The following is a 21,893-nucleotide window of genomic DNA, read 5'->3' on the forward strand; positions in this document are numbered from 1 at the left end:
CAAACTCCTGCGCATCGCTTTCGCCGTCTGGACTTCAAAGAGCAGTTTTGATCCTCAACGCCTTCGCGGGGCTTGCGCTGCTCCATAGAATCTACAAGAATCAGCGCTTCAGTATCAACAGCCCCTTCAGATACTCCCCCTCCGGGAAGCAGATCGTCTGCGGATGGTCCGGCGTGGCGCCGACGCGGTCGAGAATGAAGCCATCTGCCGGTGCATCAAGACCTGCCCCCGCGACGATCTTGTGGAACAGGTCGGCGCTGATGCCGCCCGAGCAGCTGAAGGTGAACAGCAGGCCGCCGGGGGCCAGCAGCTTCAGGGCCAGTCGGTTGATGTCCTTGTAGGCGCGCGAGGCGCGCTCGGCGTGCGCCGCGCTGGGGGCAAACTTGGGTGGGTCCAGCACGATGGCGTCGAAGGTCCGGCCCTGCTCCAGGCAGTGGCGCAGGGTCTGGTTGACGTCGGCGTCCAGGCTGGTGTGGCGGGCGGCATCGAAGCCGTTGAGCCGCACATGGGCGTCGGCACGGGCCAGGGCCGGACCCGACGAGTCGACGCTCAGCACCTCGTCGGCACCGCCCGCCAAGGCCGCCACCGAGAAGCCACCGGTGTAGCTGTAGCAGTTGAGCACGCGCTTGGCGCCATAGTGGCGCACCGCATCGGCGAACTTCTTGCGGTTGTCGCGCTGGTCCAGGTAGTAGCCGGTCTTGTGACCCTCGGCCACGTCCAGGCTCAGCCGCCACTGATGCTCCTGGATCGTGATCTCGGTCGCTCCATCACCGCGCAACCAGCCGGTCCTAGGGTCCAGGCCCTCCAGGCTGCGCACATTCGCGTCGGAGCGTTCATAGAGGCGGGTCAGGCCGGTGGCGGACAGCAGATGGTCGGCGATGACGTCCTTCCAGCGTTCACTGCCGGTGCTGGCGAACTGGGCCACCAGGGTGTCGGCATAGCGATCGACGACCAGGCCGGGCAGGCCGTCGGCCTCGCCGTGGATCAGGCGCATCGCGTCGCTGGCGATCGGCAGGCGCGCTCGCACGGCCAGCGCGGCCTCGATGCGGCGCTCGAAGAAGGCAGCGTCGATGCGCTCAGCCTCATCGAAGCTCCAGGCACGCACGCGGATCTGCGAGGTCGGGCTGTAGGCGCCCCAGGCCAGGAAACTGCCATCGGCGGCGGTGACCTTGACGGTCTCGCCGGCGTCGCCGCTGCCCTTGGCAATACTGCCCTCGAACACCCAGGGGTGGCGGCGCTGCAGCGAGCGCTCCTTGCCCTCGCGAAGTCGTATGGTTTTCATGCGGCGATTGTCGCCGCTTGCGCGCCCGAATTATCGCTGCAGGGTGCCGAAGGCGTAGCCCAGCGAGACGTTGACCAACGGCGAACTCTGGGTCTGCCCGCGCAACGAGCGCCATTGGCCCAGCCCAGTACGCAGGCGCAGGCGCTTGGTCTCGCCAAAGCTCCACTCGGCCCAGGCCTCGCTCTGCATGATGGCCCCACCGCTGACGGCCACACCGCCGCCGCCACCGGCGCCGACCATCAGTTCGGCACCCAGGCGCATAGCCGGCAGGCCTTGCAGCGCCAACGGCCGCGTCTGCAGCCCGAGGCCGACCAAGCCGAAGGAGTAGGCCCCGGCGCTGCCAAAGGCGGCACTGCCGGCCTGGGCCACGCCATAGACGTGGGGGGAGAGTTCACGGGTCAGCACCATGGCCAACTGGCCGACGCTCTCCTCGCGTCCGTTCTTGAACTTCACCCCGGACAGCCGCTGCAGGCTGGCCGAGACGGTCTGAGTCTGCACCACGCCACCGCTGGCATTCGGTTCGCCAAAGGGAGTGACGGCCTGATCAAGCGGCATCCCCAGGCTCAAACGGGCATACCCGGTCCTGAACTGCCCGCTGATCGAGCCCATGAAGCCGGCGTCCAGCAGCAGCGACGGCCCCCAGGGCGACTTCCACCGCAGGCTCGGACCCAGCTTGACCAGCCAGCCATTGCCGGTGTCCACATCGCCGCCGCCGCCCAGGCCAGCCGCCGCCTGCCAGCCGGCGCGCAGGGTCGGACTGCCCAGCGCATAGTCTTGGCCGATGCCGACCAGGGCCTCCATATAACCATCGGCCCCGCCCTGCGAGGCACCGGCCGCCTCGATGCCCCACCAGGCACCTTCGCTGACGTATTGACGCAGCGCACCGCCGACCTTGCCCATGCGCTGAGACTCGGCCCCCCCGCGCCCGCGGCTGCCCTTGCGCGGCTGGTAGGAGCCGGCGCTGAACGCGAACTCGTCAAATCCCAGGCCGCTGCGACGGTAGCCACGCACCCGCTGACCGGATTCGTCCGGTTCGTAGCTCTTGAAGCCATCGGCATAACCCACCACGAAACCCAGCGAGCTGCCGGCAATATTGCCGCTCGGAAAACTGGTGCGCGACATGGTCAGTCCCGCGTACCAGGGCCCCATCTCGCGGCGCAGCGACAGCTCGGGCCGCAGCATCAGCCCACCGCCGAAGCGCAGCTTTTCTGAGCTGAGGCCGCCGCCTGCGCCGGCATAGAGGCTGACCGCGGCATGGAGATCCTGGGCCAGGCGCCAGCGCCGCTGGGCAGTGAAGCCGACGGTGAACAGCCCGCCGAAATTGCCCTTCGCAGCACCGTAGAAGCTCGGGCCCAGGCCCCATTCCTCGTCCATCGCCACCAGATAGCTGGTGCCGGCCAGTGCCGTCTTCTGACCGGTTGGCAGCCGCAGCGGCGACCAGCTGACCTCGATGGCGGCCGGCTGGGTCTGCAGAAAGCCCGGCCGCGGCAGCACCGGCTCGGCCGCGTTGGCGGCGCCACAGAGCGCGGCAATGGCATAAAAAAGCGCCCTTGGGGCGCCGGGCGCGGAGCTGGCAGTCTTCAACATAGGCCGGCACGATAGCAGGCTCCAGGAACTACTTGCGCTTGGCGCGCGGATGGGCTGCATCGTAGACCTTGGCCAGATGTTGGAAGTCGAGCTTGGTGTAGACCTGCGTCGTGCCGATATTGGCGTGGCCCAGCAACTCCTGCACCGCACGCAGATCGCCGCTGGACTGCAGCAGATGCGAGGCGAACGAGTGGCGCAGCATATGCGGGTGCACATGGGTGGGCACCCCGGCACCCAGCGCGCGGGCCTTCAGGCTCAGCCGCACCTGATTGGCATTGATGCGCTGGCCGCGCATACCGACAAACAGTGCCGTCTCGTCGGCCCGGGCCAGCAGCGGACGGACTTGCAGCCAGGCCTGATAGGCCTTGGCAGCCTCCCGGCCCAACGGCACCGCGCGGCGCTTGGATCCCTTGCCCAGCACATGGGCCTCGGCCGAGGGCAGATCGATCCAGCCCTGGGCCGTGCCGCTGGCCTGCAGGTCCAGGCCCACCAGCTCGGCCACGCGCAGACCGCAGCCGTAGAGCAGCTCGACCATGCAGCGGTCCCGGGCCTCGACGCGCGGATCGCTGCCGGCAGGGTTCTGAAAGTCGGCCAAGGCCACCGATTGATCGACCGAGAGGGCCTTGGGCAGCGGCTTGGCCGCCTTCGGTGTGCGCACACCTTCCACCGGGTTGTGGCTGACCAGACGCTCGCCACCCAGCCAGCGGTACAGGCCTCGCCAGGCCGAAAGCATCAGCGCCAGGCTGCGCGGGGCCAGTCCTTGCCCATGCAGTTGCGCGGTCCAGCGCCGCACATGGTGGTTTTGTACCTGGCGCAGCTCAAGCGGGTACTGCCTTGCCAAGGCCTGCAACCGCGTCAGCGCGTCTTCATACAGACTCAGCGTGCGCGGAGCCAGGCGCCGCGTGACCCGCAGATGCTCAAGATAGCGCTGCAGGTCGGCATCGAGCACGGCGACGGAACTCAGCTGACCGGCAACAGTCGCGACAGGCTGGCGCTGGCGATCTCGCCGATGCGGGCCAGGAACTCGGTGCCCATATCGGCGGTGTAGCGGGTCGGGTCGGGCGAGCCCAGCACCAGCATGCCGAAGGTATTGGCCGGCGTGCCATGGTTCAAGGGCACCAGGGCCAGCGACATCACACCGGCCGGCTCGCCCAGCCACTGAGCGGCCTCGAAGCCGGAGTTGATGCCGCAATAGGGCTGGGTCAGGCTGGCGGCGAAGCTCTTCACATCGTCACCCACCGCCTGCGCGAACGGCAGCTCGGCGTAGGCCTCGTCGGCACCCCACAGGCGCAGGCCCGACTGCGGAATCAGGAACTGGTGGCGCAACTCGTCGAGCAGCACTTGGGGCAGCGCCGAGGCATTGGCCGTCAGCATCAGCTGGCAGGTCCAGCGGTGCAGGCGGTCGGCAATGGCCACATTCTCCTGGCCGTTGCGAATCATCTCGATGATCTTGTGCTCCAGCCCCTTGATCTTGTCGCGCAGCATCTCGGCCTGGCGCTCCTGCAGCGATACCGCCCGCTGGCCATGGGGATGGCTCAGCTGGATGCTGGCCAGCAACTCCGCATGGCGCTCGAAAAAGCCCGGGGTGTTGGCCAGATAGTTGGCAATGTCCTGCTCGGTGACGCCGTCGGTACCCTGGGTTGAATTGCTCACAGCTCGATCTCTCCTTCAAAAACGGTTTGGGCCGGGCCCGTCATCAGCACCGGTGCATATCCTTCGACACCCTTGCCGGCCCACTCGATGTACAGCACGCCGCCGCGGGCCTGCAACTCCACCTCGGCGTCCAGCAGGCCCAGGCGTATGCCGGCCACCACGGCCGCGCAGGCGCCGGTGCCGCAGGCCAGCGTCTCGCCAGCGTCGCGCTCGAACACGCGCAGCCGCACATGGCCACGGTCGATGATCTGCAGAAAGCCGACGTTGACCTTGCGCGGGAAGGCCGGGTGGTGCTCGATCAGCGGGCCCCAGGCGGCGACCGGCGCGGTGTCCACATCATCGACCAGCAGCACCGCATGGGGGTTGCCCATCGACAGCACCGCGACCTCGACCGGCTGGGCAATACCCGCTACCCGCAGCGGCCATTGCTCGAAGCCATTGCGCAGCGTCGGCACCAGGCCTTGAGGATCGAACGGAATCTGCGCCGGCTCGAAACGCGGTGCACCCATATCCACGGTCACGCCGCCGTCGTCGCGCAGGCGCAGTTCCAGCAAGGCGTTGATGGTCTGCACGCGGATGAGGCGCTTCAGTGAAAGGCCCTTTTCATGCACATAGCGGACGAAGCAGCGCGCGCCATTGCCGCATTGCTCGACCTCGTCGCCGCTGTTGTTGAAGATGCGGTAGCCGAAGTCGATGCCGGGCTCGCGGCCGGGCTCGACGACCAGGATCTGATCGGCGCCGACGCCGAAGCGGCGATCGCCCAGATGGCGCATCTGCTCGGGGGTCAGGCTCAGCGGGGTCTGCGTGGCGTCGAGCACGACGAAGTCGTTGCCGGCGCCCTGCATCTTGGTGAAGTGCACTTTCATGCGCTGATTATCGGCCCGAGGTCATCAATGCCGCTCAATACAGCGACGGCTCACCCGGCGGCCGGGTCTTGAAGCGCTTGTGCGCCCACAGATACTGGGCCGGATGCTCGCGGATGCGCGCCTCCAGCCAAGCGTGCAGCTTGGCCGCGTCGGCCAGCGCATCATCGCTCGGGTAGCCCTCCAGCGGCTCGCCGGCATCGACCTCATAGCCCCGGCCGCCGGGCAGCATCGTCACCACCAGCGGCTGCACGACCATATTCATGGTCCGCGCCAGCCGCGAGGGCGCCAGCAGCGTGCAGGCCGGCACACCAAAGAAGGGCACAAAGGCCGAGTCCTTCTCGCCGAAGTCCATGTCGGGAGCGTTCAGGAAGGCATAACCCTGCTTGATCAGCCGCAGCACCGGGCGTATGCCGTCGTGACGGTCGACGAAGGCCGTCTTGCCGAAGCGCGAGCGGCCGGCCAGCATCTGTTTGTCGAACACCGGATTGCTCTGGCGCTGGTAGACATCAACCCCGGGGTTGGTCTGGTTCAGCATCAGCGCCGGGCCGGTCCACTCCAGGCCGACGAAATGCGGCAGCAACCACATCACCGGCGCATCGCTTTGCTCGGCCAGCTTGATATTGCCGGTGACGCGCACCAGACGGTGCAGGCGCTCGGCCGGGGCAAACCACAGCAGGCCTCGCTCCAGAAAGCTGCGTCCCAGCCAGCCGAAGTGCTCCCGCGCCATGGCCCTGCGTCGTGCCTCGGACAGCTCAGGGAAACACAGCTCCAGATTGCGCAGGGTGATGCGCCGCCGCGAGCGCCCGAGCAGCCACAGCAGGCCGCCCAGGCCCTGACCCAGCACGGCCAGCATGGGCAAGGGCAGCCAGTGCAGCAGCCATAACAGGCCCACGAACAGATGGGCGGAAGCGTTGGACACCCAGCGGCTGCCCATTCAGGCCTCGGGCGCTTGAGACTCGGCGGCAAGTCCGCGGGGCTGCTTGTAGCGGTGATAGCCCCACAGGTATTGGTCGGGCGCGTCGAGAATCAGATGTTCCATGGCCTGGTTGATGGTGGCGGCCGCCGATTCTGGCGTGGAATCGGCTGCGATCGCCGGCCCGGGTCGCGCATGCACCACAAAACCACGGCCAAAAGGCAGGCGTTCGCCCCAAACCAGCACCGGCACCGCCCCGGTCTGCTGGATCAGCCGCGCCGCCAGGGTCATCGTATAGGCCGGTTTACCGAAGAAAGGCGCCCAAACGCCCATGCCCTCGGGGGGGACCTGGTCGGGAAGCAGCCCGACGGCACCGCCCTTGCGCAGCGCACGGATCATCTGCCGCACGCCCGCCAGCGTGGCCGGCGCCGTCATCAACCCGGGCCGGGCGCGCGAGCCGTCAACGATCGCTCTCATCCAGGCCTTGCGAGCGGGGCGAAACAGCACGGTGATCGGCCCATGGGCCGGCGCGAACTGCTCGGCATAGGCCTGGGCCGTGACCTCGAAGCACCCCAGGTGGGGGGTCAGGAAGACGACGCCGCGCCTCGCGGCCAGGGCCTGTTCGACGACCTCCGCGCCCTGCCACCGCGCGTGTCCGCCCAGCGCCTGATGGGCCGGTCTCAGCCACAGCCAGGGCAGCTCGGCAATCATCCTGCCAGCCTGTGCCACAGCCGGGCGCGCAACGCCCCAGGCCAGGCCCGCCTGCATCACCTGGGCGCGAAAGCGCGAGCGATAGCTGGGCGAGGCCCACCAGCTCAGCCACCCCAGGGCTGCACCCAAAGCGTGCATAAACCACAGCGGCAAGCGCGACAAAACCCGCAACAGCATGGACATTTTTTCTATAATCTCTTATCGCCGAGTTAAAGGAACAACTTGCGGGGCGATTCAAAAATGCCGCTAAAGCGTTCGCCGCAGCTCTCCCAGCGACACGGCGACGCCAGTGTCAAACCCAAGGAGTGTAGAAGTGGCGAACGATTTTCTCTTTACCTCGGAGTCTGTTTCCGAAGGCCATCCCGACAAGGTAGCAGACCAGATCTCCGATGCGATTCTGGACGCGATCTTCACGCAGGACCCGCGCTCGCGCGTGGCGGCCGAAACCCTGTGCAACACCGGCCTGGTGGTGCTTGCCGGTGAAATCACAACCAATGCCCATGTGGATTACATCCAGGTGGCACGCGACACGATCAAGCGCATCGGCTACGACAACACCGAGTACGGCATCGACTACAAGGGCTGCGCCGTGCTGGTGGCCTACGACAAGCAGAGCAATGACATCGCCCAGGGCGTGGATCATGCGTCCGACGACCATCTGAACATCGGCGCCGGTGATCAGGGCCTGATGTTCGGCTATGCCTGCGATGAAACGCCCGAGTTGATGCCCGCGCCGATCTATTACGCCCACCGTCTGGTCGAGCGCCAGGCGCAGATGCGCAAGGACGGCCGCATGCCCTATCTGCGCCCCGACGCCAAGAGCCAGGTGACGATGCGCTATGTGGACGGCAAGCCCCACAGCATCGACACGGTGGTGCTGTCCACCCAGCACGCCCCCGAGTACAGTCTCGGCGACAAGATGACGGACGCCTTCTACGAGGCGGTGCGCGAGGAAATCATCAAGCCGGTGCTGCCCAAGGAGTGGCTGACCGCCGACACCAAGTACCTGATCAACCCGACCGGCCGCTTCGTCATCGGCGGCCCGCAGGGCGATTGCGGCCTCACCGGTCGCAAGATCATCGTCGACACCTATGGCGGCGCCTGCCCGCACGGCGGCGGCGCGTTTTCGGGCAAGGACCCCAGCAAGGTGGACCGCTCCGCCGCCTATGCCGCCCGCTATGTGGCCAAAAACATCGTCGCCGCCGGTCTGGCGCGCCAATGCCAGATCCAGGTCGCCTACGCCATCGGCGTTGCCCGCCCGATGAATGTGACGGTCTACACCGAAGGCACTGGCGTGATCTCGGACGAGAAGCTCTCGGCTCTGGTGCAGGAGCATTTCGACCTGCGCCCCAAGGGCATCATCCAGATGCTGGACCTGCTGCGCCCGATCTACGCCAAGACGGCCGCCTACGGCCACTTCGGCCGCGAAGAGCCGGAATTCACCTGGGAGCGGACAGACAAGGCGGCGGCGCTGCGTGCAGCGGCTGGGCTGTAAGCAAGCCCCCCACGAATCAAGGGCCGCAGCAGCGGCCCTTTTTCGTATCCCGCGCAAAACCCCATTGCAAGCCGGCCGGCGTGCGGCAAAATCTGTGACATTTGGCACAGAAATCGGCTCCTGATGCGCGCCCCGGACATTGAACCCTCGCTGACGATACTGGTTGTCGATGATCAGGCCGCGGCTCGCGCCGTGCTGCGCGGCGAGTTGGAGCATGCCCGCCACCGGGTGCTGGAGGCACGTTCGGGCGCCGAGGCACTGTCGCTGTTCCTGCGCCACCAGCCCGATCTGGTGCTGCTGGACGTGGAGATGCCCGACCATGACGGCTACTGGGTGGCCCGCGAGCTGCGCCAGGCCGAGCCCGGCGGCTGGACGCCCATCATCTTCCTGTCCGGCCTGGGCAACGACCTGGACCTGCACCGGGGCATCGAGGCCGGCGGCGACGACTACCTGGTCAAGCCGGTCAGCGCCATCGTGCTGGCGGCCAAGCTGCGCGCCATGCAACGACTGCTGACGATGCGCAACCGGCTGGTGACCCTGTCGGAGGAGCTGAACGAGGCCAATCAGAAGCTCAAGCACCTGGTCGAGCTGGACTCGCTGACCGGCCTGGTCAACCGCGGCGGCCTGGACCGCGGCCTGTTCAACGAGATCGTCGCCGCGCGCCGCGACCAGCTGCCGCTGACCCTGGTGATGTGCGATGTGGACTATTTCAAGCTCTACAACGACAGCCTGGGCCATCTGCAGGGTGATGCCTGCCTGCGCCAGGTGGCCGAGTTGCTCAAGCAGGTCTGCCGCCGGCCACGCGACGTGGCGGCACGCTATGGCGGGGAGGAGTTCGCGCTGATACTGCCCAACACGCCACGCTCCGGCGCCATGACCTTTGCCCGCGCCTTCTTGCGCGTGATGGCCAAGCTGGCCCTACCCCACCCCGACTCACCGGTCGCCGGCCACGTCACCGTCTCGGGCGGCATCACCACCTGCGTGCCCGACGCGTCCACCACCGCCCAGGGCATGATCATGCGGGCCGACGAGGCGCTCTATGCCGCCAAGGCCCACGGCCGCAACCGTTTCTTCAGCTTCGAAATGCAGCTCGACACCGAGGAGCATCTGAGCACCCAACATGGCGATCTGAGCTGAAATACCGGCATGCCGACCCCGACTCTGGATCAGCTGCGCCGCTATGCGATCGCGCGCACGCTGTTCAAACCCACCACCTTGAAGCGTGCCATCGAGCGCCTGGGCTTCGTCCAGGCCGACCCGATACGCGCGCCGGCACGGGCCCAGGACCTGACCCTTCGCCACCGCGTCAAGGACTATCGCGCCGGCGACCTGGAGCGCCGCTATCCCAAGCTGGATATCGAGGAAGACTGCCTCGTCAACTACGGCTTCCTGCCGCGCGCGACGCTGGCGCTGATGCACCCGCGGGCAGCCAAGCGGGCCTGGAACGCCGAGACCGCGGCGCGGGCCCAGGAGCTGCTGGCCTTCGTCCGCGAGCGGGGCGTGATCCATCCGCGCGAGGTGTTGGCCGCCTTCGAGCATGGCCGGGTGCCCGGCTACTGGTGCGGCGAACTCAATGCCAGCACGCAGCTGCTGGACGGCATGCACTACCGCGGCCTGCTGCGCGTGGTGCGCCGCGACAACGGCACCCGCGTCTATGCGGTCAACGAGCATCCCGAGGTGGACGACAGCCCCGCCGCCCGGCTGGAGCGGGCCGGCCGGCTGGTGGATCTGGTCGTGCACAAGTACGCGCCGCTGCCCTCGGCCAGCCTCGGCTACCTGGTGCAACTGCTGGGCTATGGCGCGCCGCATCTGAAGGTCGAGGCCCGCCAGGCGCTGGCCAAGGCCCGCGCCGAGCTGCCGCAGGTCAAGATAGACGGCACCAGCTGGTTGTGGCCCGCGGGTGAAGCCCCTGCCTCGCGCAGCCACAAGACCGACGCCGAGCTGCGTCTGCTGGCACCCTTCGATCCCGTGGTCTGGGACCGTCGCCGTTTCGAGCTGTTCTGGGGCTGGGCCTACAAGTTCGAGGCCTATACCCCGGCGGCCAAGCGCCTGATGGGTCACTATGCGCTGCCGATGTTGTGGGGCGAGCAGGTCATCGGTTGGGCCAATGTGCGGGTGCAGGACGGCGCGCTGGTGCCCGAGCTCGGATTCATCAAATCGCGCCCGCGCAGCGCCGCCTTCGGGCTGGCGCTCGATCAGGAACTTGAGCGCATGCGGGTGTTTCTCGGTCTGGGCGCTTGAACGGCTGCCGCCAGCGGCGGTACGCTTACCTTTTGCAAGCATTTGTAGCGGCGTCATCGGGCACAATCGGCCGCGCCATCACTACGCCTCACCGGACGTGTTCAAAACCCTGCGCTCCCAGTATTTCTTGGGCGGTTTCATCACCATGCTGGTGATGTTCGGTCTGCTGCTGTGGAATGCGCAGTTGCTGATCGGCCAGGCGCTGGAAGACCGTTTCGCTGCCGAGATGGGCCTTGCCAGTCCGCTGATCACGGCCGCCGTCGCGCCGCTGCTGGCCACGCGCGACTATGCCGCCTTGCAGGACGTGGTGAGTCAGAGCACGCAGACCCAGGCCCTGGCCTTTCTGGAGGTGACGGACACGCGCGGCCGCCTGGTCGCCCAGGCCGGCCCCGGTGCCGAGGCCAGCGCGGCCTTGCGCATCGCCACTGTGCCGGTGGAGATCGCCGGCCAGCGCCTGGGGCAGGTGCGCTTCGGCCTGGTCGGCTCGGCACTGCAGGAGGTGCGTGCAAGGCTGCTCCGCAGCAGTCTGTTGATCGGCGGTGCGCTGCTGGTGCTGGGCCTGGCCGCCCTGGCCTTCTGGGCGACCTGGCTGAGCGCCGGTTTCGCCCGCCTGGCCAAGGCCAGCCAGCGCGTCGCCGACGGCGACTACAGCCTCAGCCTGCCCGGCAGCCGGGTGCGCGAACTGGCCCAGGTGTCGGACGCCTTCAATCGCATGTCGGCCGCGGTGCGCACCCAGTTCGAGGCGCTGCGCGACAGCGAACAGCAGCAGCGTTCGCTGATGGCCTCGATGGCCGGCGGCCTGCTGGTGCAGGACGCCCAGCAGCGCGTCATCCACAGCAATGATGCGGCGCTGCGCCTCTTGGGCGTGAGCAGTCTGTCCGGCCGCATGCCCGAGGCCCGCGACCCCGAGGGCCGGCTGCTGAGGCCGGAGCAGATGCCCGCGGCGCTGGCCCTGCAGACCGGCCAGCCGCAACGCGATGTGCTGCTGCAGTTCCGCCACGCGCGGGGCGCCGTGCGCTGGCTCAGCGTCAATGCCGAGCCGCGCTTTCATGCAGATGCCCATGCACCGGCGACACCCCATGTCGAAGCCGTCGTCAGCACGCTGACCGACGTCACACGCCATGTGCTGGCCGAGCAGGAGCTGCGCAATCTCAACGAGGGTCTTGAGTCGCGCGTGCAGCGCCGCACCCTGGAGCTGCAGCGCGCCCGCGACGAGGCCGAGCGCGCCAGCCTGGCCAAGTCGCAGTTCCTCTCACGCATGAGCCATGAGCTGCGCACGCCGCTGAATGCGATGCTGGGCTTTGCCCAGCTGCTGAGCCTGTCGCGCGAGCGGCTGCGCGACAACGAGCTCGACAAGGTCAAGCAGATCGAGCATGCCGGCTGGCATCTGCTGGATCTGATCAACGACGTGCTGGACCTGTCGCGCATCGAGGCCGGCGAGATGTCGACCTCGATCGAGCCGGTGCTGGTCGCCGAGCTGGTCAGCGAGACGGTGCAGATGCTGTCCACGCAGGCTCAGGCTCAGGGCGTACGCATCATCGAGCGCTCGGCGCCGCAGCTGTGGGCGCGTGCCGACCGCAAGCGTCTCAAGCAGGTGCTGAACAACCTGCTCAGTAATGCCATCAAGTACAACCAGCCGGGCGGTACGGTGACATTGGAGGTCTCGGCGCTGCCGGCACAGCAGCAGCTGCTGGTCAGCGTCAGCGACACCGGCCGCGGCATGAATGCACAGCAACTGGCCAATCTCTACCAGCCCTTTGTGCGCTTCGAGCAGGGCAATGACCTGACCGCCGGCACCGGCATCGGCCTGGTCATCACCAAGCGCCTGGTCGAGCTGATGGGCGGCCAGATCGGCGTCGAGTCCGAGCCCGGCCGCGGCACCCGCTTCAGCGTCACCCTGGTGGCCAGTGCCGCCTCGCCGTTCAGCCCGCCCTTCGACATCAACCTGGATGATGGCCCCGAGCCTGCACCGCTGCACGAGCCGCTGACCGGCGTATCGCGCCGGCTGCTGTACATCGAAGACAACCCGACCAATGCCGAGCTGGTGCGCAGCATGCTGCGCCAGCAGCGCCCGGAGTTCGACCTGCGCATCGCCGTCGATGGCCTGTCGGGCCTGGCCATGGTCGAGCAGCGGCGGCCACACCTGGTACTTATAGACATCGGCCTGCCCGGCATCGACGGCCTGGAGGTCTGTAGGCGCCTGCGCGCAGACCCTGCCAATGCCGGCATGCCGCTGATCGCCTTCAGCGCCAATGCCATGCCCTCCGATGTGCGCGACGCCCAGGCCGCCGGCTTCGACGCCTATCTGACCAAGCCTATCGATCTGCCCGAGTTGCTCGAGCACATCGACCGACTGCTCAACGAACGCGCGTTCTCGGCCTCGGCCTGGGGCGAGCTGCACGCCCCGATATGAAGCAGATGAGTCTCATCAGGCGGCGCAGCCTGCTTGCCGCGCCGCTGCTGCTCGGCGCTTCTTCAATGCTGGCGCAGATGCCAAGGCCGCTGCTGATCGCCGTGCCGCCCTTTCTGTCGCCCAGCGCCGCGCTGGCCGCCTTCAGGCCGCTGCGCCAGCATCTGGAGTCGCAGCTGAAGCAACCGGTCGAGCTCTACACCGCGCGCGACTTTCGCGAGCTGGTCGAGCAAACCCGGCGTGGCGAGCATGACGTGACCCTGCTGCCCGCCCACCTGGCCGGGCTGGCGCTCAGCGACTGGGGCTTCCAGGCCCTGGCAGCCACCGTGGAGGCCACGCCGGTGCTGATACTGCTGCGCCAGGGCAGCGTCATCAAGACCGCCGCCGAGCTGCGCGGCAAGCGCATGGGCATGCTGGGTAGGCTGTCGCTGACAACGGCCGTGGCCAGCCTGTGGCTGCGTCAGCAGCAGCTGGAACCCGGTCGTGACCTGACCGTCGTGACGCAGCCCTCGATGAGCAGCGCCGTGATCAGCCTGGAGCAGGGTGATGTGGAGGCGATTGCCGTGACGCGCACGCAACTGAACCTGATGCCGCCCGGCTCACCCGGCGGGCAGATGACGCTGGCCGAATTGAGCGACATTCCGACGCCCATCTATATTGCCAGGCCCAGCACGCCAGTCGCCGAGCTGGGCCGGCTCCGTCGGGCCTGGCACAGCTTTGTGCCCGATCCGGCCGCGCCGCAGACGGTGGTCAACTCCCAGCTTCATGAGATCGCCCGCGCCGATCTGCAGCGAGCTGCCCGCTACCGCGAGGTGGCGCTGCAGCAACTGGAGGCGGCCGGCCTAAGCACGCGCTGACGCCAGCCGGCGTGCTTGCAGCAGCGCCCGAGCCACCTCGGCAAAGCCCTCGCCGCGCTCGGCCTCGGTCACAAAGGCCGGCAGCGTGTTCAGCTGGGGCACGAAGCGGCGGATATTGGCCACCCCTACGCTGAGCGGCACGCGCTCGAACATCAGCTGGTCATTGGTCGAGTCGCCCACATACAGCCAGTCCTCGGCCGCGAAGGCCTCGCCCAACGCGGTGTGCACGGCCCAGCTCGCGGCCGTCCACTTGCTGTGCTCGCCGATCCAGCCATTGATGTGGATGGAGCTCACCGTCGCATGCAGGCCATGGCCGCGCATCAGGGCCACGACCTGGGCAATCTGCGCCTCGTCGAGGTGGGCGAACTCGCTGTGATCGACGGCAATGTCGGTCAGCCGGCCGGGGCTGTCGGAGGCCAGGCGCGTGCCGGGCAGCTCCGCCAGCACGGCATTTGCGCAGCGCTGCAGGCGCGCAAAGTTGGCGGCGCGGGTGTCGGCGTCCTGCGTGAAGTCGCGCCGCAGCTCGCCCGCCTGCGCGCGCAGCATCACGGCACCGTTTTCGGCCACGATGGCGCGCACCGGCCACTGCAGCGCGAACGGTTCGCTCCAGCCGGCCGGCCGGCCGGTGATTGCAATCACCGGCACGCCGGCATCGTTCAGTCCGTGCAGTGCCCGCAGGGCGGCAGGTGCGATGGCACCGTTGGCGGTAAGGGTGTCATCAATGTCGGTGAGGATGCCGCGCACCGCGCTCAGGCGCGCGGCGGGGCAGGAGGCAAAGGGTTGCATGGCGCTATTGTCCCCAAGTTCCGGCCCGATTCCGGCCCTATTCCTCGAACGGCGCGCCGACTCGCGACTACAATCCGTCCATTCCAAGGAGCGTTGCAACCCCGCACCATGCGTGGCCAGGCTTGGAGTCTTGTAGCAACGGCGCTCACCCGCATGTGTTTCGCGTGGGTGAGTTCGCACCCCCGTCCGACAGCACATGCGGCTTCCATCCGAAGGAGCTCCTGACATGAATGCTGTTCTCAAACCCCTGAATCCCGAGCAATACCTCGTCGCCGACATGAGCCTGGCCGCCTGGGGCCGCAAGGAGCTGAGCATCGCCGAATGCGAAATGCCCGCCCTGATGGCCATGCGCACAGAGTACGGTCCGAGCCAGCCGCTGAAGGGCGCCCGCATCGCCGGCAGCCTGCACATGACCATACAGACCGGCGTGCTGGTCGAGACCCTGCAGGCACTGGGCGCCGAAGTGCGCTGGGCCTCATGCAATATCTTCTCGACCCAGGACCATGCCGCCGCCGCGCTGGTTGCCGCCGGCACGCCGGTGTTCGCCTACAAGGGCGAGACACTGGAAGACTACTGGGACTACACCCACCGCATCTTCGAATTCGGCCCTGCAGGCACCGACGGCGAAGGCCCGAACATGATCCTCGACGATGGTGGCGATGCCACGCTGCTGATGCATCTGGGCCAGCGCGCCGAGAAGGATCTGTCGGTGCTGGACAAGCCCGGCAGCGATGAAGAGCGCATCCTGTTCGCCACCATCAAGGCCAAGATCGCCCAGGATCCGACCTGGTACACGCGCAAGAGCCGCGACATCATCGGCGTGACCGAAGAGACAACCACCGGCGTGCACCGCCTGAAGGAGATGTCGGCCAAGGGCAGCCTGCTGTTCCGCGCCATCAACGTCAATGACTCGGTGACCAAGAGCAAGTTCGACAATCTGTACGGCTGCCGCGAATCGCTGGTGGACGGCATCAAGCGCGCCACCGACGTGATGGTGGCCGGCAAGATCGCCGTCATCGCCGGCTATGGCGATGTGGGCAAGGGCTCGGCCCAGGCCATGCGCGCGCTGTCGGCGCAAGTCTGGGTGACCGAAATCGACCCCATCTGCGCGCTGCAGGCGGCGATGGAAGGCTATCGCGTCGTGACCATGGAATATGCCGCCGACAAGGCCGATATCTTCGTCACGACGACAGGCAACAAGGGCGTGATCCGCCACGAGCATATGGCCGCGATGAAGCACAACGCCATCGTCTGCAATATCGGCCACTTCGACAACGAGATCGACATCGCCTCGATCGAGAAGTACCAGTGGGAAGAGATCAAGCCCCAGGTCGATCATGTGATCTTCCCCGACGGCAAGCGCATCATCCTGCTCGCCAAGGGCCGCCTGGTGAACCTGGGCTGCGGCACCGGCCACCCCAGCTATGTGATGAGCTCCAGTTTCGCCAACCAGACGATCGCCCAGATCGAGCTGTTCGCGCACAAGGACGCCTATGACATCGGCAAGGTCTATGTGCTGCCCAAGCACCTCGACGAGAAGGTGGCCCGCCTGCAGCTGGTGACGCTGAATGCGCAGCTCAGCGAGCTGACCGAGGAGCAGGCCGCCTACATCGGCGTGCCCAAGCAAGGCCCGTTCAAGCCCGACTCGTATCGCTATTGATCGGAGGTTCGTAGCCCGGATGGAATCCGGGTCCCCGGATTCCATCCGGGCTACGGCTGTATGCCATGCGTGCTGACCTGCTGCTCGTCTCCCAAGGCCTGGCGCCCACGCGATCGTCCGCTCAGCGGTTGATCGCGGGCAGCGCTGCGCAGTGGCGCTCGCCCAAGGGCTGGGTGGCTTTGAAGAAGGCGGGCGAGGACCTGCCGGAAACAGCCGAGCTGCGGGTCAGTGACGACGCCGAGCTGCGCTTCGTGTCGCGTGGCGGTTTGAAGCTCGAGGGTGCGCTGGCGCGCAGCAGCATCGCGGTCTCTGGGCTGACGGTGCTGGACATGGGCCAGAGCACCGGCGGCTTCAGCGACTGCCTGCTGAAGGCCGGTGCGGCCAGGGTCGTCGGCGTCGATGTCGGGCATGGCCAGCTGCATGCAAGCCTCACCGGTGAGCCGCGGCTGGTGGCGCTGGAAGGCCTGCATGTGCGCGAGCTGGCCGGCTCGGCGTTGGCGGCACACGCGCCAGTCGAGGGCTTCGACCTGATCGTAGGCGACCTGTCCTTCATCTCGATGCTGGGCGCCCTGCCCCACTTGGCGCCCTGGCTGAAGCCTGAGGGCCAGGTCTTGCTGCTGATCAAGCCGCAGTTCGAGGTCGGCCCGCAGCATGTGGGCCGCGGCGGACTGGTGAAAGACGCCAGGCAGTACGCGCTGCTGGAAACGCGGGCCTGCGAGGCCGCGAAGGCGCTGGGCTGGCGGCTGCACGGCTATTTTGAAAGTGCCATCGCCGGCGGCGACGGCAACACCGAATATTTTCTGTGGGCGCAGGCCGGACCTGCCCCCGTCAAGGAGTGAGCATGGCCCATAACGACAAATGCCCGGTGAGCTTCGAGTTCTTCCCGCCCAACACCCCGGTGGGTGCAGAGAAGCTGAAGGCCGTGGTCCAGGACCTCAGTGTGCTGAGCCCGCAATATTTCAGCGTCACCTACGGCGCCGGCGGCGCCACGCGCGACAAGACCCTGGCCACCGTCAGCGCCATCGCGCAGATGGGCTTCGAGGCCGCGCCGCACCTGTCCTGCGTAGGCTCGACCCGCGAGGGCATTGCCGAAATCCTGTCCACCTATCGTGCGCAGAACATCCGCCGCGTGGTCGCACTGCGCGGCGACCTACCCAGTGGCACGGCCACCGCCGGCGAGTTCCGCTATGCGTCGGAGCTGGTGCGCTTCATCCGCGAGACCCAGGGGGCCGACTGGAAGATCGAGGTCGCCGCCTATCCCGAATACCACCCGCAACAGCGCTATGCGGCCAGGGACCTGCAGCACTTCGCCGACAAGATGCGGGCCGGCGCCGACGAGGCCATCACCCAGTTCTTCTTCAACCCGGACGCCTACTTCCACTTCGTCGACGAGGTGCGGGCGTTGGGCGTGGACGCCCCCATCATCCCGGGCATCATGCCCTTCCACAACTACGCCCGCATCGCGCAGTTCGCGGCCCGCGACGGCATCGAGATTCCGCGCTGGGTGGCCTTGAAGATGGAAGGCTTCATGGACGACAGCGCCTCGATCCGCGCCTTCGGCCTGGATGTGATGACCCGCGTCTGCGAGCGCCTGATCGCCGGCGGAGCGCCCGGCATCCACTTCTACACACTGAATCAGTCGGCTTTGACCCTGGAGTTGTGCAAACGCCTCGGTCTCGGCACCAAGGTTTGACCTGCGGCAAAGCAATGTCAGTCGCATGGCATTGCCTTTCCACGCCTTGCCCCAACTCAAGGGATAACCCTAGCTGAGGCTTTTCAATCACTGCCAACGGGACTGTTCCCGCTCAACAAGGAGTGATTGATATGACCAAGCTTGCACACACCCTCACCGCCCTCGCCGCCCTGACCCTGTGCCTGGCCGGCACCGCCGCCCAGGCACAGCAGGAAGGCCCCTGGCTGGTGCGCGTGCGCGCCGTGAACCTCGACTCGGCCAACAAGGACACCACCGGCCTGGGCCTGAGCGTCAACAACAAGGTCATCCCCGAGGTGGACATCAGCTACTTCTTCGCCCCCAACTGGGCGGCCGAGCTGGTGCTGACGATCCCGCAAAAGCACACGCTGCGCTCGGGCGGCGCCGAGATCGGCTCGCTGAAACATCTGCCGCCGACGCTGAGCCTGCAGTACCACTTCGCCCCGGCGGCGACCTTCCGCCCCTATGTCGGCGTGGGCGTGAACTACACGCACTTCTCCAGCGTCAACTTCGCGCCGGCCGTTCAGGCCGCGCTGTCGCCCAGCATCAAGAAGGACAGCTATGGCCTGTCATTCCAGGTCGGCGCCGACATCGCCCTGTCGAAGACCATGTACCTGAACCTGGACCTGAAGAAGGTGCAGATTGATACCAAGGTCTACTCCAAGGGCACGGAAGTCGGCAAGTTCAAGGTCGACCCGGTGCTGATCGGCGTCGGCCTGGGCTGGCGCTTCTAAGTCATCCGGGTCAACCGTGGGCGTCCCAGACGACGCCCTCCTCGGTGATCATCGCATCGAGCGGCACATCATGCGGCTCGGCCTTCAACAGCGGCTGGAAGCCGTGCGCATAGCCGACGCCGGCGGTGGCCGGCCGTGGCTTGAGCGCTGCCAGCGTGCGATCCATGAAGCCGCCGCCATAGCCCAGGCGCAGGCCCTCGGGCCCGTAGCCCACGCAGGGCACGATCAGCAACTGGGGTTCGAACACCTCGGTGCCCTTGGGCTTGGGGATGTCGTAGGCATCTTCTTCCATCGGGCAGCCGGGGTACCAGACATGGAACTTCAGGGTGCCCTGCTCCCTGTCCACCACCGGCAGGCCGATGCGCCGCCGGGGATCGGCCTCGCTCCAGCGGTAGAGCGCGGGCAGCGGATCGAACTCACCCTTGATCGGCCAGTAGGCGCCTATCGTCAGCTCCTGGCGCCGCGCCAGCCAGACGCGCAGCACTTGCTGCAGATCGGCGGCGAGTTCCAGCCGGTTTGGCAAATCCAGGCGTTGCGCGATCAGCTTGCGGCGCAGCGCGACTCGGTCATTCAGATCCACCGGCACTCTCCAGGGCAGTCGATACCGGCTGATTGTGTGCCAGGCCCGCACGCTTTAGAGTGGGCCCATGTCAACACCCGCCAATGAATTCGCCAACTACTGTGCCGAACTGCTGGCCCCGCTGGGCCCGGTGCGCATCAAGCGCATGTTCGGCGGCCACGGCCTCTATGTCGATGAGCTGTTCGTCGCCATCCTGTCGTCCGAGCGCCTGTACCTGAAGACCGACCCCATCAACCGAGCCAGTTTCGAGGCAGCCGGTTGCGAGCCGTTTTGCTACGAGGCCCGCGGCAAGCTCAACACGATTGCCTACTACAGCCCGCCCGATGAGGCGCTTGAGTCAGCCGGCTTGATGCAACCCTGGGCACGCCTGGCGCTGGAGGCCGCCCTGCGTGCCCGGGCCACACCGGTGCTCAAGAAGCGTGTTGCAAGGCCGGCTGCAGCGAAGCGATCAGGCGGTGCAAAGGCCTGACCACGCTTTGCGCTGACAGGCGGCGGCCGACGGCGCAGGCCTTGGGCGGCACCAGCAGTTGGAAGCTGGCCGAGGGCCAGGACTCCATCACCACATGGGCGCCGGCGGGAAGGTCAACGCTCTGACCGGCTTCCAGCCATTGGTCCTGATGTTCGCTGTCGCCGGTGACGGTCAGCCAGACACGGCCTTCGGTCACGCCCAGCACGCGGGCGCCGGGGCCGATCTTCATGCTCAGCGCCTCGCCTGCCGTCAGAGGCCATGAAGAGGCTTGGAATTCAGTGCTGTGATTGATCATTTTGATGCTCCGGTAGAAACCCTGATTTGTTTGCTCTGGACTCGATATTAGGCAGGGCGGCGGGTAGCGTCCAATGAGAGCTTTGCCAATCATTGATAACATATCGTCATGAGTACACCCCGCCAGCGCCCGCTCGCCATCGGCCCCCTTCGCGCCTTCGCGGCGGTCGCCCGGCTGCTCAGCTTCCGTGCCGCCGCCGAGGAACTGCACCTGACGCAACCGGCCATCAGCCGTCAGATCAAGACCTTGGAGGAGGAGCTCGGTGCCAGCCTGTTCGCCCGCGGCACCCGCCATGTCGAGTTGACCAGCCATGGCGCGCTGCTGCAGCGCGCCTGCGTGTCGGCGCTGGACCGGCTGGATGGCGCGGTACGCCAGATCCGCCAGTCGCGCGGCCGGCGGGTCGTCAACGTCACCACCTTCGCCTCGTTCGCCTCGCTGTGGCTGATCCCGCGGCTGGAGGCCTTCCAGCGCGAGCATCCCGATATCGACATCCGCGTCTCGGCCACCGATATGGTGCTGGACATCGATGATGGCGAGATGGACCTGGCGCTGCGCTACAGCACCACCGCACCGGCCCATTCGCGCCGTCTGTTCGGCGAAACCTTGACGCCGGTGATCAGTCCCTGGCTGGCCGAGCAGGTGGCTAAAGGGCAGCGCCCGCCGATGCGCGTGGCCGCCGACCTGGCCGATCACACCTTGGCCGAGGAGGACGACCAGCGCCCCAGCGCCGAGTTCCTCAGCTGGCGGCGCTGGCTGGCCGAGCAGGGCCAGCCCGGCCTGAACCCGCGGCGCTGGATGTACCTGAACTTCACCTACCAGCAGGTGCAGGCGGCGCTGACCGGCCAGGCGGTGGCGCTGGCACGGGTTGCCCTGGTGGCCGAGTCACTTGAGCGCGGCGAGCTGGTCGAGCCCTTCGGCCCGGCCGGCCGCATGGACAGCCCGCTGACCTACTGGCTGGCCGTGGCCGACGAGAGCCGCCAGCGCCCCGAGGTGCAGCAGTTCTGCCAATGGGTGCTGGCCCAGGCGGCACTGACCCGCCATGCGATTGGCGAGGCCGAGCTCAGTTGACGACGCCCTGCTCGGTGAGGATCAGCGCCATCGGCACGTCATGCGGCTGGGCAACGAGCTCGATTTCGCCACCGGCCCAGCCCAGGCCCACCGGCGTGACCTCCGGATGCGCGGCCAGCCAGCGATCGAAATAGCCGCCGCCATAGCCAAGGCGATAGCCCTCGCGGGTGAAGCCCAGGCAGGGCACCAGCACCACCTCGGGCACCACGGCGGCGCCGCTGGCGGTCAGGATGCCGCATTCGTCGCGCAACGTCGGCGTCTCGCCATCCCAGAGCCGGAACTCCATGCGTCGCGGCGATTTGAAGGCGAATGGCAGGGCCAGCTCGGTGTCATTCAGCAGCTCATAGTCCAGGCAGACCTCGACTGCGTTAAATTCGGACTCGAAGGGCCAATACAGGCCCAGGTACTCGGGCTCCAACTGCCGCAACACGTCCCGCAAATGCGCGGCCAGCGCGGCGCGCTGCGGCACCGCGACCGCACTCGCAAACCAGGCCTTGCGCTGCAGCAGCAATTGCTGACGCAGGGCGGCACGCGGGTCGGTGGCGGGAACCGGGGGCTGTTGCTGTGACACCAAG

At 67.2% G+C, this 21,893-nt stretch carries 22 protein-coding genes and 1 riboswitch; of the genes, 11 read left to right on the top strand and 11 right to left on the bottom strand.

The features are described from left to right. Positions 1-100: 100 nt before the first annotated feature. The 7 genes from DES47_RS22750 to DES47_RS22780 are packed head-to-tail and all read right to left on the bottom strand — an operon-like array spanning position 101 to position 7,195. Positions 101-1,282: a class I SAM-dependent rRNA methyltransferase gene (locus DES47_RS22750; protein ID WP_133703073.1), complete on the bottom strand. Its 1,182-nt coding sequence runs from the start codon at positions 1,280-1,282 to the stop codon at positions 101-103. A 30-nt stretch (positions 1,283-1,312) separates the two neighbouring features. Next, positions 1,313-2,869: a hypothetical protein gene (locus tag DES47_RS22755; RefSeq protein WP_133703074.1), complete on the bottom strand. Its 1,557-nt coding sequence runs from the start codon at positions 2,867-2,869 to the stop codon at positions 1,313-1,315. 28 nt (positions 2,870-2,897) lie between these two features. Then, positions 2,898-3,818: a tyrosine recombinase XerC gene (locus tag DES47_RS22760; protein WP_243748432.1), complete on the bottom strand. Its 921-nt coding sequence runs from the start codon at positions 3,816-3,818 to the stop codon at positions 2,898-2,900. Between the two features lie 11 nt (positions 3,819-3,829). Then, positions 3,830-4,522: a DUF484 family protein gene (locus tag DES47_RS22765; protein WP_133703075.1), complete on the bottom strand. Its 693-nt coding sequence runs from the start codon at positions 4,520-4,522 to the stop codon at positions 3,830-3,832. Next, positions 4,519-5,388: a diaminopimelate epimerase gene (gene dapF, locus DES47_RS22770; protein WP_133703076.1), complete on the bottom strand. Its 870-nt coding sequence runs from the start codon at positions 5,386-5,388 to the stop codon at positions 4,519-4,521. Before dapF ends, DES47_RS22765 begins: the two co-directional genes overlap by 4 nt. Before the next feature lie 34 nt (positions 5,389-5,422). After that, positions 5,423-6,322 (bottom strand): LpxL/LpxP family acyltransferase, encoded by a 900-nt coding sequence (locus DES47_RS22775; RefSeq protein ID WP_133703077.1) that lies wholly within the window; start codon positions 6,320-6,322, stop codon positions 5,423-5,425. After that, positions 6,323-7,195, bottom strand: a complete 873-nt coding sequence (locus DES47_RS22780) for a lysophospholipid acyltransferase family protein (protein ID WP_133703078.1) — start codon at positions 7,193-7,195, stop codon at positions 6,323-6,325. Positions 7,196-7,325: 130 nt separating this feature from the next. Between DES47_RS22780 and metK the strand changes: the two genes are divergently transcribed. From metK to DES47_RS22805, 5 genes are all read left to right on the top strand, one after another. Next, positions 7,326-8,507 carry a methionine adenosyltransferase gene (gene metK, locus DES47_RS22785; protein ID WP_133703079.1) on the top strand — a complete coding sequence of 394 codons (1,182 nt, stop codon included), beginning with the start codon at positions 7,326-7,328 and terminating at the stop codon, positions 8,505-8,507. Positions 8,508-8,630: 123 nt separating this feature from the next. Then, positions 8,631-9,644: a GGDEF domain-containing response regulator gene (locus DES47_RS22790; RefSeq protein ID WP_133703080.1), complete on the top strand. Its 1,014-nt coding sequence runs from the start codon at positions 8,631-8,633 to the stop codon at positions 9,642-9,644. A gap of 9 nt (positions 9,645-9,653) precedes the next feature. Then, on the top strand, positions 9,654-10,748 hold the full coding sequence (locus DES47_RS22795) for a DNA glycosylase AlkZ-like family protein (protein WP_133703081.1): 1,095 nt from the start codon (positions 9,654-9,656) through the stop codon (positions 10,746-10,748). A gap of 97 nt (positions 10,749-10,845) precedes the next feature. Beyond that, entirely contained in the window at positions 10,846-13,161 is a 2,316-nt protein-coding gene (locus DES47_RS22800) for an ATP-binding protein (protein WP_133703082.1), read from the top strand. Positions 13,162-13,166: 5 nt separating this feature from the next. Continuing rightward, entirely contained in the window at positions 13,167-14,015 is an 849-nt protein-coding gene (locus DES47_RS22805) for a phosphate/phosphite/phosphonate ABC transporter substrate-binding protein (protein WP_166652126.1), read from the top strand. On the opposite strand, the gene DES47_RS22810 is transcribed toward DES47_RS22805, so the two are convergent. Next, positions 14,001-14,801 (bottom strand): HAD-IIB family hydrolase, encoded by an 801-nt coding sequence (locus tag DES47_RS22810; RefSeq protein ID WP_133703084.1) that lies wholly within the window; start codon positions 14,799-14,801, stop codon positions 14,001-14,003. The two genes, DES47_RS22805 and DES47_RS22810, sit on opposite strands and share 15 nt — an antisense overlap. A 79-nt stretch (positions 14,802-14,880) precedes the next feature. Further along, a riboswitch (S-adenosyl-L-homocysteine riboswitch) is annotated at positions 14,881-14,955 on the top strand. Between the two features lie 72 nt (positions 14,956-15,027). Between DES47_RS22810 and ahcY the strand changes: the two genes are divergently transcribed. The 4 genes from ahcY to DES47_RS22830 all read left to right on the top strand — a co-directional run bounded on the left by ahcY (position 15,028) and on the right by DES47_RS22830 (position 18,906). Further along, entirely contained in the window at positions 15,028-16,461 is a 1,434-nt protein-coding gene (gene ahcY, locus DES47_RS22815) for an adenosylhomocysteinase (protein ID WP_133703085.1), read from the top strand. 65 nt (positions 16,462-16,526) lie between these two features. Continuing rightward, positions 16,527-17,300 carry a TlyA family RNA methyltransferase gene (locus DES47_RS22820; protein ID WP_133703086.1) on the top strand — a complete coding sequence of 258 codons (774 nt, stop codon included), beginning with the start codon at positions 16,527-16,529 and terminating at the stop codon, positions 17,298-17,300. Between the two features lie 2 nt (positions 17,301-17,302). Further along, complete coding sequence (gene metF / locus DES47_RS22825; RefSeq protein WP_208115093.1) at positions 17,303-18,154, top strand: methylenetetrahydrofolate reductase [NAD(P)H]; 852 nt, start codon at positions 17,303-17,305, stop codon at positions 18,152-18,154. 131 nt (positions 18,155-18,285) lie between these two features. Beyond that, the gene (locus DES47_RS22830) at positions 18,286-18,906 is read left to right on the top strand and encodes an OmpW/AlkL family protein (RefSeq protein ID WP_133703088.1); all 621 of its coding nucleotides are present in this window, start codon (positions 18,286-18,288) and stop codon (positions 18,904-18,906) included. A 10-nt stretch (positions 18,907-18,916) separates the two neighbouring features. Here DES47_RS22830 and DES47_RS22835 read toward each other — a convergent pair whose 3' ends face one another. Next, complete coding sequence (locus tag DES47_RS22835; protein WP_133703089.1) at positions 18,917-19,486, bottom strand: 5-formyltetrahydrofolate cyclo-ligase; 570 nt, start codon at positions 19,484-19,486, stop codon at positions 18,917-18,919. A 67-nt stretch (positions 19,487-19,553) separates the two neighbouring features. Between DES47_RS22835 and DES47_RS22840 the strand changes: the two genes are divergently transcribed. Continuing rightward, positions 19,554-19,955, top strand: a complete 402-nt coding sequence (locus DES47_RS22840) for a TfoX/Sxy family protein (RefSeq protein WP_133703090.1) — start codon at positions 19,554-19,556, stop codon at positions 19,953-19,955. On the opposite strand, the gene DES47_RS22845 is transcribed toward DES47_RS22840, so the two are convergent. Next, positions 19,897-20,352 (bottom strand): DUF2917 domain-containing protein, encoded by a 456-nt coding sequence (locus DES47_RS22845; RefSeq protein ID WP_341800644.1) that lies wholly within the window; start codon positions 20,350-20,352, stop codon positions 19,897-19,899. The genes DES47_RS22840 and DES47_RS22845 overlap by 59 nt on opposite strands. A 6-nt stretch (positions 20,353-20,358) precedes the next feature. Between DES47_RS22845 and DES47_RS22850 the strand changes: the two genes are divergently transcribed. Continuing rightward, a complete protein-coding gene (locus DES47_RS22850; RefSeq protein ID WP_133703092.1) occupies positions 20,359-21,318 on the top strand; it encodes a LysR substrate-binding domain-containing protein in 960 nt (319 codons plus the stop codon). Here DES47_RS22850 and DES47_RS22855 read toward each other — a convergent pair. Further along, positions 21,311-21,889 carry a 5-formyltetrahydrofolate cyclo-ligase gene (locus DES47_RS22855; RefSeq protein ID WP_166652127.1) on the bottom strand — a complete coding sequence of 193 codons (579 nt, stop codon included), beginning with the start codon at positions 21,887-21,889 and terminating at the stop codon, positions 21,311-21,313. The two genes, DES47_RS22850 and DES47_RS22855, sit on opposite strands and share 8 nt — an antisense overlap. Between the last annotated feature and the right edge of the window lie 4 nt (positions 21,890-21,893).

Source organism: Roseateles toxinivorans (assembly GCF_004362525.1).
Taxonomy (GTDB): domain Bacteria; phylum Pseudomonadota; class Gammaproteobacteria; order Burkholderiales; family Burkholderiaceae_C; genus Paucibacter; species Paucibacter toxinivorans.